We start from the raw sequence: 15,797 nt of genomic DNA, 5'->3' as shown, positions 1-15,797 counted from the left end.
AACAAAATAAATTTTTACAATGCAAGAGACATTAAATTACATTAACGAAAACAAACAGCGTTTCGTGGATGAATTATTTGAGTTATTGAGAATTCCTTCTATTTCTGCAGATCCGGCATATAAAGATGACGTACTGAAATGCGCAGAGGTAGTGGCAGCACACCTTAAAAATGCAGGCGCTGACAATGTGGAAGTTTGCCAGACAAAAGGATATCCTATTGTTTTCGGAGAAAAGATTTTAGATAAAAATTTACCTACAGTACTGGTATACGGTCATTATGATGTTCAGCCGGCAGATCCATTGGAATTATGGACGAAGCCACCTTTCGAGCCATATATTGAGAAAACTGAATTACACCCGGAAGGAGCGATCTTCGCAAGAGGTTCTGCGGATGATAAAGGACAGTTTTTCATGCATCTGAAAGCTTTTGAAGCCATGATGAAAACCAATGCGCTTCCTTGCAACGTTAAATTTATCTTAGAAGGAGAAGAAGAAGTAGGGTCAGTAAGCTTGGGTGACTGGGTGAATGAAAATAAAGAGAAACTGTCTTGCGACTGTATTTTAATTTCAGATACACATATCTACAGCAACGAGCAGCCTACTGTTACAACAGGGTTAAGAGGTTTAAGCTATGTGGAAGTAGAAGTGGAAGGGCCCAACAGAGACCTGCACTCAGGCCTTTATGGAGGAGCAGTTCCAAATCCTATTCACGTCCTTTCAAGAATGATCGCTAACCTGATTGACGAAAACGGTCATATTACGATTGACGGATTCTATGATAACGTAGAAACAGTTTCAGACGAAGAAAGAGCCGAAATGAACAAATTGAAAGACAATCCGGAAGAATTCAAAAAATCAATCGGATTAAGCAATATTGAAGGAGAAAAAGGATATACTACGTTAGAAAGAACATCAATCCGTCCTACTTTAGACTGCAACGGAATCTGGGGCGGCTATACAGGAGAAGGGGCAAAAACAGTAATTCCTTCAAAAGCTTTTGCTAAAATTTCTATGCGCTTGGTTCCTTACCAGACGCCGCAGGAGATCACGGAAAAATTCACGAAATATTTCCAAAAGATTGCACCGGACACCGTAAAAGTAAAAGTTACTCCCCACCACGGAGGTATGCCGTATGTTTTACCAACCAATACCAAAGAATTTGCAGCAGCAAAACTGGCAATGGAATCAGCATTCGGAAAAGAAGTTCTTCCGTACAGAGGCGGAGGAAGTATCCCTATTACCGCTATGTTTGAGCAGGTTTTAGGCGCGAAATCTGTTCTGATGGGCTTCGGGTTGGATTCTGATGCAATTCACTCTCCCAATGAACATTATGGATTATTTAATTTCTATAAAGGAATTGAAAGTATTCCAATGTTTTTTGAGAATTATTCAAAGTAATTCAAAAAAAATAATAGATCATAAGGTGTTTCTGCAAAGAAATACCTTATTTTTTTGCCCAATTCTAAATTGCTATAGCATTTTCAGTAGTATTTTCACTGACTTTAAAAATTAAATTCACTGAAAATAAAAGGGTTAATTTTTATTTGCAATAAGTTATTTCACCATTCATGGAAAGTTTATATTTTTAATACAAAACTTGATTTACTATGAAAAAATACTACTCAATTGCATTTTTGTTGTGTTCAATGTGCTTTTTTGCACAACAGACAGTATCTTTTGAATCCAATGAAGGGTTCAGCACCGGAAATATCAACGGACAGGCAGGATGGATCAGCACTCCTACGGGCGGTGTACCGGAAAATATAACCCATCAGATGATCACTGTAGATAAAGCCAGCGATGGAAGCGCTTCTCTGAAAATTGTAAAGGAAGCAACCTACGGAACCCAGTCGGAACCTGTCATCGGAGGATTTTATAACCTCCAGATCCCCCTTTCTTACAACAACTTCTCTGTATCTTTTGATATCAATATGTCACAGCTCAATGGTTCTGATTTTGGTTTTCAGGGCGTTAATAATATTGATGATCAGCAGATTGTAAGATTAGATTTTGATAAAACCGGAGTGGTAAAGATTCTGAATACCCTGTCCGGCGTGCAGAATCTCATCACGATACCTTCAGACTGGCTGCCCAATACTTGGTATAGATTTAAAATTATAGGAACCGCTGCAGATATCAGGTATTACCTTAATGATAGTCTCATTTATACAGGCTCACCTGCAGGTGCTGTGAATATCAATCAGCTGCGTTTTGTTCATAATAATGCATTGGGATCAGCCTATATTGATAATATTAAAATTAATACGAAAGCAGCATTATCTGCAAATGACAGGGTTAAAGACCATGTGAAACTGTCCGTTTATCCTAATCCTGCATCAGAAACTCTACAAATTACTGCTTCTAAAAAAATTAAACATATTGAAGTGTATGACAGGTCAGGAAAAAGAATGGATGTACCAGTGAACGGTAATCAGGTCAATGTAAGAAGTCTGCCTTCAGGAGGCTATCTGCTGAATATAGAAACGGAGGACAGAAACTTTACGGAAAAATTTATAAAAAAATAAATCCTGATAAATCTTAGGACCAGCAAAACGCTCTAATTGGGGCGTTTTTGTTATTTTAGAGAATTAAAATTTAAATCATATGTCAGAAAATAAAACAGCTTATATTACAGGAGGAACCAAAGGGATAGGTTTCGGAATTGCGAAAATTTTACTTGAAAACGGAATATCAGTAGCATTTTCAGGAAGAAAAAGAGAGGATGTGATGAAGGCGGAAGAAGAACTTAAGCAGTATTCAGAAAATGTATTGGGTATTGTTTCTGATGTAAGAAGTCTGGAGAGCGAGCAGGAAGCTGTAAAATACACTGTAGAAAAGTTCGGAAGACTGGATTATATTATTGCAAATGCCGGATTGGGAATTTTTAAGCCCGTAGACGAGCTCACAGCCGAAGAATGGAATGATATGATAGAAACCAATCTTACCGGCGTTTTTTATACCTTAAAAGCTTCTGTGGAAGAATTAAAAAAGACGGAAGGATACTATATCACCATTTCCAGCCTGGCAGGAGCCAACTTTTTTGAGAACGGAACAGGATACAATGCTTCAAAATTCGGGGTCGTTGGCTTTACGCAGGCTGCTATGATTGATTTAAGAAAATATAACATTAAATCCACCGTGATTATGCCAGGTTCCGTAGCAACCCACTTTAACGGAAATATTCCTTCAGAAAAGGATAACTGGAAGATTCAGCCTGAAGATATGGGGAATCTTGTATTGGATATTTTAAAGATGAACCCAAGAGTTTTGCCAAGCAAAATAGAGTTTAGGGCAACAAAACCAGCGAAGTAACCACTTCTAATGTATTGAATAATAATTTACTAAGTATTATGCATGCATAATATATTTTTTATTTATATTAGCAAAAATTAATTTAAACAAAATCTCTGCATAAACTGTCATGATTTTATGCATTAAAGGGAAAAAATAAAATAGTATACATGAAACCTTAAGGTTACATATGACCAATAAAAAAATTAAGAACAACATATGAAAATATTAGTTTGTATTAGTAGTGTTCCGGATACTACTTCCAAAATTAACTTTACAGCAGACAAATCTGCTTTCGACAAAAACGGAATTCAGTGGGTTATTAATCCGTTAGACGAATTTGCGTTGACAAAAGCGGTTAAACTTCAGGAATCTCAGGGAGCAACAGTAACAGTAATCAACGTAGGAGATGCTGCCACAGAACCTGTCATAAGGAAAGCTTTGGCTATTGGTGCTAACGATGCTGTAAGAGTAAATCTTGATCCGAAAGACAGCTATTCTACAGCAAAAGAAATTGCCGCTGTGGCTCAAAACGGAGGATATGATCTTATCCTTTGCGGAAAAGAATCTATCGACTATAACGGAGGATCTGTTCCGGGAATGGTGGCTCAGCTGCTGAACCAGCCTTTCGTAAACGCTTCAGTAGGTTTAGAGGTAAACGGAAGCGAAGCTACTGCAGTAAGAGAAATTGAAGGAGGTAAAGAAACTATTTCTGTAAAATTGCCGGCCATTATTGCCGGGCAGAAAGGATTGGTAGATGAAAAAGACCTTATCATCCCGAATATGAGAGGAATTATGTCTGCAAGAACAAAACCTCTGCAGGTAGTAGAGCCTTCTTCTTCAGAAGTAAAAGTACAGGGAGTATCTTATGACAGTGTACCGCCGAGAGCAGCTGTGAAAATGGTTTCTCCTGATAACCTGGATGAATTGGTAAGATTGCTTCACGAAGAAGCGAAAGTAATCTAATCTTTAAATTTTCAATCTTTTAATTTTTTAAATGTAAAATAATGGCAGTATTCGTATACGCAGAAAATATAAACGGAGTTTACAAAAAAGCAGCTTTCGAAGCAGTTTCTTACGCTAAAGCTATTGCTGATAAGGCAGGTGATACTGTTACAGCAATCTCTGTAAACCCAACAGATTCTTCAGATTTATTATACAAATATGGAGCATCAAACGTTATCAATATCAAAGATGAAGGTCTTAAAAACTTCTCGGCAAAAGCATTTGCACAGGCCGTAAATGAAGTAGCAGACGGAAATATCATCGTTTTTCCTCATACTACAGACGCTTCTTCCGTAGCTCCTATGCTTGCGGTAATGAAGAACTATTCTTTAATAACGAATGCCTTGGAAGCTCCTGAAAACCTTTCTCCTTTCCAGGTGAAAAGAAGAGCTTTCTCAGGAAAAGGTTTCATGCATGCAAAAGCTGAAGGAAACGGAGTCATTGTTACCGTTTCTCAAAATGCTTTCGGTGTTAAAGAAAACGCAGTAGCAGGTTCAGAAGAAGTGAAAAACTTATCTGTTGCTAATGAAGATACCAAAGTGATTTCTCACGAGCAGAGTTCAGGTAAATTAGACCTTAAAGAAGCGGAAATAGTGGTTTCTGCAGGTAGAGGAATGAAAGGTCCTGAAAACTGGGGAATGATTGAAGATCTGGCAAACGTTTTAGGAGCTGCTACAGCATGTTCTAAGCCGGTTTCTGATATCGGATGGAGACCTCACACAGAGCACGTAGGGCAGACCGGTAAAGCAATTTCACCTAATCTTTATGTGGCAGTAGGAATTTCTGGAGCTATTCAGCACCTTGCCGGAGTAAACTCTTCAAAAACGATCGTAGTAATTAACAGTGATCCTGAAGCACCGTTCTTCAAGTCTGCTGACTACGGGGTGGTAGGAGATGCTTTCCAGATTATTCCTGCATTAACAGAGAAAATCAAAGCCATTAAAGGATAAGAAAGTGAATGGTGAATTGTCAGTTCGCTTCGCCCGTCAATTTTTAATTAAATAATTCACTTGCGAAGCAAAATTCACTATTGACTTTTGACTATCATCAACAATATCAATAAAAGCTCGGCTTTCCGGGCTTTTATTTTTGCGTAAAAAAGTGAAATCACAATAAAAAATTAATCTATATTTGTAGCTATGGATTATAAGCAGCTAATTATTCGCGGAATATCGTACAGCCAGACACAATCAGGGGCGTACGCATTGTTACTGGAGCATGAAGAAACACACATAAAATTACCTGTTGTTATAGGAAATTTCGAAGCCCAGTCTATCTCTCTAGGATTGGAAAAAGATATTCATCCGCCGCGTCCTCTTACTCACGATTTATTTTCAAAATTTATAGTTTCTGCCAATTATGAGTTGGTTTCTGTCATCATCTACCAGATCGTAGACGGAGTATTTTTCTCTAATATCAATTTTAAAAATAAAGTGACCGATGAAGAAATGATTCTTGATGCCAGAACTTCTGATGCTGTTGCAATGGCTGTAAGATTTGATGCACCCATATTCACCACACAGCAGGTCTTAAATGAAGCCGGTATTTTACTGGAGCTGGAAGACGTTGCAAAAGAAGATCAATCCTTCTCAGAAACAGTACAGACAGAAGATAACCTGAAATCTCTTTCTATGGAAGAACTTCAGAAGTTATTGGATGATGCCGTTAAAGAAGAAGACTACGATACCGCCCTTGAAATTCAGGAAGAAATCAAGAGGAGGAAAAAGAAAATTGACTAAGAGATACTTTTTATATAAACTATGAATTTAAAATTACGACTGACCATCCTCAGCTTTCTCCAGTTTTTTGTGTGGGGAGCATGGCTGATTACGATGGCAAACTTCTGGTTTGGCACCAAACATTGGGACGGAACGCAGTTTGGAGCGGTGTTCGGAACAATGGGAATTGCTTCCATATTTATGCCAACCATTACTGGAATTATCGCTGACCGCTGGATTAATGCGGAACGCATATTTTCAGTATTACACATTCTTTATGGGGTTATTCTTTTCATACTGCCTCATTCTGCAGATCCGAATTCTTTCTTTTCGGTGATGCTTCTGGCCATGTGTTTCTACATGCCTACTATTGCATTAGCCAATTCCATTTCTTATACAATCCTGAAAAATAACAATCTGGATGTGGTAAAAGACTTTCCACCCATCCGTGTTTGGGGAACCATCGGTTTTATTGTAGCCATGTGGATCACCAACCTTAGTGGAAATAAAGCCACTGAAGGACAGTTTTATATTGGTGGAGCAGTAGCTATTTTCTTAGGAATTTATGCTCTTACCCTACCCAAATGTCCTCCACAAAAGCTTATTGACAAAAACTCTCCGTTGTCCGAGCAATTAGGACTGAATGCATTCAAGCTTTTTGGAAACTATAAAATGGCATTGTTTTTCTTATTCTCAATGCTTTTAGGGGCGGCACTTCAGCTTACCAATGCCTACGGAGATGTATTCTTAAGTGAATTTGCCCATTTTCCGAAATATGCAGACTCATTCGTAGTACAGAGATCTACAATCATCATGTCAATTTCTCAGGTTTCGGAAACTCTGTTTATTCTGGCAATTCCTTTCTTCCTGAAAAAATTCGGAATCAAAAAAGTAATGCTGATGTCTATGCTGGCCTGGGTTTTAAGATTTGGTTTCTTTGCTTACGGTGTTCCGGACGGGTTTGGGCTTTCATTAATCATTCTTTCCTGCATTGTATACGGAATGGCTTTCGATTTCTTTAATATCTCGGGATCACTTTTCGTAGAAACTACCACCGATAAAAAGATACGTTCTTCAGCGCAGGGATTATTTATGATGATGACCAACGGTTTCGGAGCGGTTTTTGGAAGCTATATAGCAGGTTGGGCTATTGATAAATTCTTCACCCATAAATTTACAACAGCTTCAGATCTGTCTGCTTATCTGGAAACAACTCCGGATAATCCCACTTTTCTGGAAATTTTAAAGAACAGTTTCAACTCAGCGGTGAATGCAGACGGAACTCTTTCAGCAGTAGTAATGGTAAAAGACTGGCAGCAAATTTGGCTTTCTTTCGCAATCTATGCACTGGTGCTGGCAATATTTTTTGGTATACTGTTTAAACATAAACATAACCCGGAAGATGTTTCATCTGTAAAACATTAATTAAAACTTAATAAGATATTAAATTGCATTTTTGAAAAAGAATGCAATTTTTTTATTTTAAATCCTTGCGCTGTCTGGAAACTGTTTATTAAAAAATACTTTTATTCCCGATTTCTGAAACGATGCTTTCCCGGAGAAAAATAAGGACTTCAGACTGATATAGAATCCTTAAATGTTAATTTTTAATTTGATAATAAATACCTTTTTTCTTTGTGTAATTATTAAAAATATCAGACCTTTTTTATAACTAACAAGTGTTCGGGTACGGAATTTCTATTTTTAAAACAGACTCTTTAAAAGTGTGTTTTTTTTTGTATTTTGGCACTTTAGTAAATATGAAAAATATTCAGTTATTAGGATTACTTTTAGTAGTTACAGGTAGTTTTTTACCCTTGGTACATGTACCTGTAATCGGGAATTGGAACTATTGGAAACTTGATCATTACCTGGCTATTGCATGCTGGATTTTTTCTGCATGTGCGGTTTTCGGGATCGTGAATAACAGTGCCAAAATTGTAAGGCTTTTTGGTATTCTGCTTATTCTTTTATTTGCATTTACCTTGTTGGCAGTAAAAATGCAGTCTTTACAGTATTTCAGCTTCTTACCATTCAAATCATGGCAGGAAACTTTTGCAGGAATCGTTAAGCTGAGATGGGGCTGGATCGTAGAATTTTTAGGAGCTTTTCTTCTGATTTTTGCAGCAGGGAATAAGAAAATAAATAACAGAACACAAATATAAAAAATGAACGTATTAAAACTATTTTCCGCAGTAATGATACTGGCGGCTGCCCATGCAAACGCACAGACAGCAGAGCAGAAAAAACCGGATAATCCGCCTAAATGTTCCAATATCAAAGAAGGTAAATTTGTTAGACCCAATTATCCTGAATCCATATGGTATATGACCATTAAAGATAAGGTGCAGACCGAATATTTCAATAATGGAAAAGACTTTATCAAATCAACATTGGTTTTTGTGGATGATTGCAATTACAAAGCGATTGTAATGGAGAAATCAGATAAAAATGATCCTGCGCAGGTAGGAGATGTTTTCAACAATAAAATAGTAGCTACCCAGGATAATCTTCTGAAAGTGAATACTAAGATTGAAGGTACGTCATTCGACGTAGTGTACGCCAAAGTAAAATAAATTCTAACTATAAAAACGGAGCATTGGTTCCGTTTGAGCTAAATAAAAATTATATACATGAAAGAAGTATTCATTGTTTCCGCAGTAAGAACACCTATGGGGAGTTTTATGGGAAGCTTATCAACAGTTCCGGCTACAAAACTGGGAGCAACTGCTGTAAAAGGAGCATTAGATAAAATCGGTCTGGATCCTAATGCTGTTCAGGAAATCTACATGGGAAATGTTCTTCAGGCAGGGGAAGGCCAGGCGCCGGCCCGTCAGGTAGCTTTAGGAGCAGGTCTTTCAGTCAATACACCTTCTACTACAGTCAATAAAGTTTGTGCTTCAGGAATGAAGGCTGTTACAATGGCTGCTCAGGCAATCAAAGCAGGAGATGCAGATGTAATTGTTGCAGGTGGTATGGAAAACATGTCGTTAGTTCCTCACTATTACAATGCAAGAGTAGCTACGAAATTAGGTGATATCAAAATGCTTGACGGAATGGTGCTTGACGGTCTTACCGACGTATACAATAAAGTACACATGGGAGTTTGTGCAGAAAAATGTGCTGTAGACTATAGTATTACAAGAGAAGATCAGGATAACTTCGCGATCGAATCTTACAAAAGATCTGCAAAAGCCTGGAGCGAAGGTAAATTCAACGAAGAAATTGTACCGGTTTCTATTCCTCAGAGAAAAGGAGAGCCTGTAATCTTTGCTGAAGATGAAGAGTACAAAGCGGTAAACTTCGACAGAATTTCAACACTTCCTACTGTATTCAAAAAAGAAGAAGGAACAGTAACTGCAGCTAACGCATCTACCCTTAACGACGGTGCTTCTGCATTAATCCTTGTTTCTAAAGAAAAAATGGAAGAATTAGGACTGAAACCTCTTGCAAAAATCGTTTCTTATGCTGACGCGGCGCAAGAGCCTGAAAACTTTACCACAGCTCCCGCAAAAGCATTACCTATCGCTCTTAAAAAAGCAGGATTAGAGATTTCTGATATTGATTTCTTCGAATTCAACGAAGCGTTCTCGGTAGTAGGCTTGGCTAACAACAAAATTTTAGGATTGGATGCTGCTAAAGTTAACGTAAACGGTGGTGCTGTAGCACTGGGACACCCGCTGGGAAGTTCTGGTTCAAGAATTATCGTTACACTAATTAACGTTTTAAAGCAAAATAACGCTAAATACGGTGCAGCAGCAATCTGCAACGGTGGTGGAGGCGCTTCTGCTATCGTGATTGAAAATATCTAATATTCTGTTTACGAATATATTACCATTAAGGAATTGATAATTTTTTTAAAAACTTATCCATTTCTTAATGGTTTTTCTATTTTTGTGCTACTAATTATATTTGAAATGTCTGAAACTGAGAATCGACAGCCTAAAAACATAAAGAATAATCCGAAGATTATGAAAGCCTGGGCTGTATATGACTGGGCGAACTCCGTATATTCCCTGGTTATTACCTCTACTATTTTTCCTATTTATTACTCTATTCTTACCACAGCGTATGAGAAAAAGGAATATATAGCAGAAACCAAAACATGGATTGATGTGCCGGTAAGGCATACCATCAAAATTTTTGGAGAAGGATATCAGCCGGATGCCGTATATGGATATTCACTTACCATATCATTCTTTATCGTAGTATTGCTGTCTCCATTTTTATCATCATTGGCAGATACCATCGGAAACAAAAAATCTTTCCTTCAGTTTTTTTGCTATCTTGGAGCAACATCTTGTATGGGATTGGCGATGTTTACAGGAATGCATAATGTATTTCTGGGGCTTTTATTCAGTATTACGGCCAGTGTAGGTTTCTGGGGAAGTTTGGTGTTCTATAACTCCTTCCTTCCGGATATTGCAACGCCGGACAGACAGGATGCCCTTTCTGCAAGGGGATATGTATACGGATACATTGGTTCCGTAGTGTTAGTAGTAATCTGTCTGGTTCTTATTCAGGTGTTTGCTAAAGGAGCCGCACAGCAGTTATTATTTACAAGAATCAGTTTCCTTTTGACAGGAGCGTGGTGGTTTGGATTCTCCCAATATACATTCAAACATCTTCCTCAGTTTGGGGATGTGAAAGATAAGCTTCCCAAAGATTTGGTATTGCTGAATTATAAAAATATCTTCAAAAAGCATGAAGAGCAGGGAGGTTTTTTTGAAGTATTGAAGGACAATCTGAGCTTCTATAAAGATATTGCAAAAGAAAGTTTCCACGAACTGTTTAAAGTAGGAGGAGAGCTTTTCAAAGACCGCAATCTGAAATTCTTTCTATCCAGCTTCTTCTTTTACAGTGTAGGAATGCAGACTATTTTCCTTATGGCAACCCTGTTCGGAAAGAGTGAAATCAATCTTGCTCAGGATAAACTGATCGGAACCCTTTTGGTCATTCAGATCGAAGCCATCATCGGAGCAGTTATCTTCTCAAGATTATCCAAAAGAATCGGAAACAGAAATGTGATTTCAATTGCCATCATTCTTTGGATTGTTGCATGTTTATGGGCTTACTTCCTGAATAAAGAGAATCCAACCGTAGAATACCAGTTCTATGGGGTAGCAGCAGTTGTAGGTTTGGTTATGGGCGGACTTCAGGCGATGTCACGGTCTACGTACTCAAAACTGCTTCCCGAAAATTCCATGGAAAACACTACGTATTTCAGTTTCTATGACGTATTGGAGAAAATTGCCATTATTATAGGGACATTCATTTTCGCTACCTTGATTGAGCATTTCAATAATATGCGTATTGCAGCACTGTCCATGACGATATTCTTTGCCGCAGGACTCATTTTAATCAGATTCCTCAAGGTCAAAATAAGAGCCGACAGAGAAACATTATAAAATAGAAAAGACGTTATTTTAACGTCTTTTTTTATTTTAACGAATAAAAAACAGCTGTTTTAATATTTAGTTTAAATTATTTATAGCCTTTATCTAATTGTTAGAATGTTATAGTGATTTTTCACTATATGTTGATTTTTTTTGTTTATTTGTAAAATCATAGACAAATTACCAAAATCATGAAAAAGTTTCTATTAATTTGCTTTTTGCAATACTTTGTTCTAAGTTTTTCGCAAAATTTAAAACCCGTCGCTCAAAAAGTTTCAGAATTTCATAATCGGAAAACAGAAATTAAAACGTATAATTTATTTGAGGTTGATAAAACTGCTGATAAAATAGCCGAATACAGGAAGGCCGCAACAGATATCACGGTGATGTCATTACAACCTTCAGAGCTGAAAAGATTGATCAAAGAAAAACCTGATTTTATTGAAATCTCATTTCCGTTCGATGGCGGCAGACAGATTACTGTAGAAATGTACAAACATCAGATTTTAACCAACGATTTTAAAGTAACAACAGAAAAAGGGAAAGCAGTAGAATATACTCCCGGAGTGTATTATCAGGGAATTGTAAAAGGTGATAATGCTTCTATTGCAGCCTTTAGTTTTTTTAATGAGGATATTGTAGGAGTTGCATCTACACCTGAATTAGCAAATGTTGTAGTAGGGAAAGCTAAAAATTCTGAAGATTTTGTAAGCTATTCGGATGCTAAATTAACCGGATCCAATCCATTTGCCTGTGATGTGGATGGTCTTAAAGAAAATCAGGTGCAAAGACCTGTTTTTAATCCTGACACGACCAGTAAAAAGAAAACAGACAACTGTGTAAGAATATATTATGAGGCAGGCTTCGGTCCTTACACGCAGAATGGAAGTAATATAACCACTACCACCAATTGGGTAACAGCCATGCATAATAACGTGACGACACTGTACGCTAATGAAAATGTGAATGTAGCTTTAAGCGAAGTTTTTGTCTGGACCACTACTGATCCTTATACAGGCTCTCCAAGTACCATTCTGAACCAGTTCAGAACCACAAGAACTACTTTTAACGGAGATGTGGCACAGTTATTAAGAAACCCTGCTACCACCAGTATTGCGTACGTTAATTCATTATGTACCAGTTACAAATATTCTTATTGCGGAATGAATCTAAACTATCAGAACGTACCAACGTATTCCTGGAATATAGAAGTAATGACGCATGAATTAGGGCATAATTTAGGTTCACCACATACACACTCATGCTTCTGGAATGGTAATAATACAGCCATTGATGGATGTGGTCCTGCTTCTGGAAATAATGAAGGATGTACCGCCGCGCTTCCTCCGGCTGGGGGCGGTACTATTATGAGTTACTGTCATTTGGTGAGCAGTGTAGGGATTAACTTTGCAAACGGTTTCGGAGTGCAGCCTGGAACCCTGATCAGAAATACCGTAGATTCAAAAGGATGTCTGGGAACCAATTGTACAGCATCATGCCCTGCATCCATCTCTAATTTTACAGTTAGTAATATTACACAGAACTCAGCAAGCGCTACTTTTACAGATGCTGCTTCTACATCGTGGAAATATAAACTGACAACAAGCAGCGGAACGTCAATATCTTCCGGAAATGCAACGTCACCATCTTTTAATTTTACAAACCTTCAGCCGGCCACGTATTACAGATTAAATGTAGGAACAGACTGCAGCGGACCTAATGCTTTTCAGCTATCACAGCTGTTTTTAACAGATGGAGCATGGTGTGACGGAACCCAGTTTGTAGATACGGGAGGTTCAACAGGGCAGTATAAAGATAACGAAGAGCTGGTGAAAACCTTTTATCCTTCTTCCGGTTCAGCCATGACGATGACATTTACTGAATTTGACCTTGAACAAGGCTACGATTTTATGTATGTGTATAATGGTCCATCTGCATCTTCTCCATTATTCGCTAATGGAAATAATCTGAGCGGAAGTACATTGCCTGGACCATTTACCTCAACAGATCCATCAGGTGCTATTACGGTTAAATTTGTTTCAGATGGAGGGGTTACAGGAAATGGATGGAATGTGAATTTCTCCTGCAGTGTGCTGGCAGTAGAAGACATCAATATAAAAAATAATTCCATAGATATTTACCCGAATCCAGCAAAAAATATGATCATCCTTTCCTCAAAAGAAAGACTGAAAGGATACAAAATTTATGATGAAGCCGGAAGACTGATCCTCTCAGATTCTTCTGTAAAAGGGAATAAAACGGAAATAAATCTTTCCTCCATTCATACAGGGAACTATGTGATTACCGTTGAAACAGAGAAGCAAACCATCCATAAAAAACTGATCAAACAGTAATTTTTAAATAATTTATAATCAAAGCCCGATTTTATCGGGCTTTTTTCTTATATTTAATAGACAAATTTCGGCCTGAGTTTTGCTTATATTCAGCGGAATAATTTTTAACTTTGCAAAAAGATTTATTGTCAAGATGACCAACCCTTTATTTTATGCAAAAATAATTCTGTTCGGAGAATATGGAATGATTGAAGATTCCCAGGGACTTGTAGTACCCTACAGTTTCTATAAAGGAACTTTGAAATTTTCAGATCTGAGTTCTGATTTTGAGCTTAATTCTAACAGACATCTGCAGAAATACTCTGATTTTCTTTCAAAGCTTGATCTTTCCGATGATTTTAAACTGGATATTGAAAGCTTCAAAAACGATATTTCGAACGGACTTTTCTTTGATTCCAATATTCCTCAGGGATACGGGGTGGGAAGTTCAGGAGCTCTTGTTGCTGCTATTTTCGAAAAATATTCTATCAGCAAACTGAATCCAGAAAATATCTCAAAAGATAATCTTAAAAAATTAAAAGCTGTTTTTGGTGAAATGGAAAGTTACTTCCATGGAAAAAGTTCAGGAATGGATCCACTGATCTGTTACATGAATTTACCAATTCTCATCGAAAATAAGGAAAATTTAGACAGGGTTAATATTCCGGAAGGTGAAGAAGGAAAAGGAGCAATTTTCCTGATTGATTCCGGAATGACAGGAGAAACAGGACCTATGATTCAGATTTTCTTTGAAAAAATGAAAACAGAAGGGTTCCGCAAAACCCTGAAAGAAGAATTCATCCGTTACAATAACGCATGTATCGAGTCCTTCCTTAAAAAAGACATGAATCCATTTTTCAGAAACCTGAAAAAACTGTCTCATTGGGCCTACGAACATTTCCGTCCCATGATTCCCGAAAGTATCTTTAATATCTGGAAAAAAGGATTGGATTCTAACGCTTATTATCTTAAACTCTGCGGCAGCGGTGGAGGCGGCTATATCTTAGGATTTACCAAAGATTATGCAAAAGCTGAAAAAATGCTTGAAGGCTTCCAAAAAGAAGTGATTTACAGATTTTAAACAGTTTGGAATGAATTCTGAAAAAGAAACTTTCCAATCTAAAAACTATGTATCAAAATCTCTTTTTTACAGATTTTCACAATTCCTGGGCTTTCTTCTCGGAGCACGTTTTTTTGTAGCAGCACTGCTTACGTTTGCCCTGTATGTTTCTACTTTTTTTCTGTTTAATCAGGATGAATCATTTCAGAAATCTGTCTTTGATTTCAAAGTGCACGGTATTATTTTCTGTACCGTTCTTACCATACTGGCGGGAGGCATCATCAACCAGTTCTATGATCTGGAAAAAGATCATATTGTAAAGCCTTTCAGAACCAGAGTACAGAGTTTTATCAAGCAGAAATATTTTCTTTACGCCTATCTCACCCTCAGCGCAGTATCACTGGGAGTAGCCTGGCTGATTTCCCATAATGTTTTTGTTTTTTTTGTGGTATATCAGTTCTTTATGTGGTTTTACAGCCATAAACTGAGCCGGATACTGATCCTCAATAATCTTACATTTGTCAGCCTTACCCTATATCCTTTTTTTGGAATGATGGTATACTATGAAACCTTTTCCAAAAAAGTATTCCTGATGGCAGTTTTTCTGTTTCTTATCCTGCTGTGTATTGATATTGTGAAAGATACGCTTACCAAAAGTGTAGATAAAACATTTGGATATACTACCATTCCCAATTATTTTAAAAGCAGAAATACCAAAATAATCCTGACAGTTCTCCTGATGATCACCATGGCAGTCTCTATGAAGATCATTACAAAAACAGGCGTTACAGGATTTATGGCCTATTATTTTGCCGGGGGGCTTTTTATTATGATATTATGCATCTATCTTCTTATCAATGCTTCCAGAAGAGCTAATTTCTTTACATTGAATGTGCTGCGTTTTTGGGTTTTCGTTGGAATTATTGCGATGCTTTTAAACGGAATAGAGCATAAATTATAAAAATTTTCTTTAAATAAACTGAGGTTATTACT

General features: G+C 37.3%; 14 protein-coding genes. All 14 read left to right on the top strand.

Annotation, left to right across the window (positions count from 1 at the left end; all coding sequences use genetic code 11):
• Nucleotides 1-19: 19 nt before the first annotated feature.
• On the top strand, nucleotides 20-1,399 hold the full coding sequence (locus BLW74_RS10095; RefSeq protein ID WP_089692288.1) for a dipeptidase: 1,380 nt from the start codon (nucleotides 20-22) through the stop codon (nucleotides 1,397-1,399).
• Nucleotides 1,400-1,608: 209 nt separating this feature from the next.
• Nucleotides 1,609-2,526, top strand: a complete 918-nt coding sequence (locus BLW74_RS10090) for a T9SS type A sorting domain-containing protein (RefSeq protein ID WP_089692287.1) — start codon at nucleotides 1,609-1,611, stop codon at nucleotides 2,524-2,526.
• 79 nt (nucleotides 2,527-2,605) lie between these two features.
• Complete coding sequence (locus tag BLW74_RS10085; protein ID WP_089692286.1) at nucleotides 2,606-3,313, top strand: SDR family oxidoreductase; 708 nt, start codon at nucleotides 2,606-2,608, stop codon at nucleotides 3,311-3,313.
• A 198-nt stretch (nucleotides 3,314-3,511) separates the two neighbouring features.
• Entirely contained in the window at nucleotides 3,512-4,258 is a 747-nt protein-coding gene (locus tag BLW74_RS10080; protein ID WP_089692285.1) for an electron transfer flavoprotein subunit beta/FixA family protein, read from the top strand.
• Nucleotides 4,259-4,299: 41 nt separating this feature from the next.
• A complete protein-coding gene (locus BLW74_RS10075; protein ID WP_089692284.1) occupies nucleotides 4,300-5,247 on the top strand; it encodes an electron transfer flavoprotein subunit alpha/FixB family protein in 948 nt (315 codons plus the stop codon).
• A 189-nt stretch (nucleotides 5,248-5,436) separates the two neighbouring features.
• Complete coding sequence (locus BLW74_RS10070; RefSeq protein ID WP_089692283.1) at nucleotides 5,437-6,036, top strand: bifunctional nuclease family protein; 600 nt, start codon at nucleotides 5,437-5,439, stop codon at nucleotides 6,034-6,036.
• A gap of 21 nt (nucleotides 6,037-6,057) precedes the next feature.
• Nucleotides 6,058-7,440: a nucleoside permease gene (locus BLW74_RS10065; RefSeq protein WP_089692282.1), complete on the top strand. Its 1,383-nt coding sequence runs from the start codon at nucleotides 6,058-6,060 to the stop codon at nucleotides 7,438-7,440.
• Between the two features lie 335 nt (nucleotides 7,441-7,775).
• Nucleotides 7,776-8,180: a hypothetical protein gene (locus BLW74_RS10060; RefSeq protein WP_089692281.1), complete on the top strand. Its 405-nt coding sequence runs from the start codon at nucleotides 7,776-7,778 to the stop codon at nucleotides 8,178-8,180.
• Between the two features lie 3 nt (nucleotides 8,181-8,183).
• The gene (locus BLW74_RS10055; protein WP_139265723.1) at nucleotides 8,184-8,591 is read left to right on the top strand and encodes a hypothetical protein; all 408 of its coding nucleotides are present in this window, start codon (nucleotides 8,184-8,186) and stop codon (nucleotides 8,589-8,591) included.
• A gap of 57 nt (nucleotides 8,592-8,648) precedes the next feature.
• Complete coding sequence (locus BLW74_RS10050) at nucleotides 8,649-9,827, top strand: acetyl-CoA C-acyltransferase (protein ID WP_089692279.1); 1,179 nt, start codon at nucleotides 8,649-8,651, stop codon at nucleotides 9,825-9,827.
• A gap of 105 nt (nucleotides 9,828-9,932) precedes the next feature.
• Complete coding sequence (locus BLW74_RS10045; protein WP_089692278.1) at nucleotides 9,933-11,423, top strand: MFS transporter; 1,491 nt, start codon at nucleotides 9,933-9,935, stop codon at nucleotides 11,421-11,423.
• Between the two features lie 179 nt (nucleotides 11,424-11,602).
• Nucleotides 11,603-13,765, top strand: coding sequence for a M12 family metallo-peptidase (locus BLW74_RS10040; protein WP_228424857.1), 2,163 nt, complete (start codon nucleotides 11,603-11,605; stop codon nucleotides 13,763-13,765).
• A 133-nt stretch (nucleotides 13,766-13,898) separates the two neighbouring features.
• Complete coding sequence (locus BLW74_RS10035) at nucleotides 13,899-14,825, top strand: mevalonate kinase family protein (RefSeq protein WP_089692276.1); 927 nt, start codon at nucleotides 13,899-13,901, stop codon at nucleotides 14,823-14,825.
• A gap of 10 nt (nucleotides 14,826-14,835) precedes the next feature.
• Nucleotides 14,836-15,765 carry a UbiA family prenyltransferase gene (locus BLW74_RS10030; RefSeq protein WP_089692275.1) on the top strand — a complete coding sequence of 310 codons (930 nt, stop codon included), beginning with the start codon at nucleotides 14,836-14,838 and terminating at the stop codon, nucleotides 15,763-15,765.
• Nucleotides 15,766-15,797 lie beyond the last annotated feature (32 nt).

The organism is Chryseobacterium culicis (assembly GCF_900108365.1).
Lineage (GTDB): Bacteria > Bacteroidota > Bacteroidia > Flavobacteriales > Weeksellaceae > Chryseobacterium > Chryseobacterium culicis.
The sequence above is the reverse complement of the archived record's forward strand: the minus strand, read 5'-3'. Positions and strand labels throughout refer to the sequence as shown.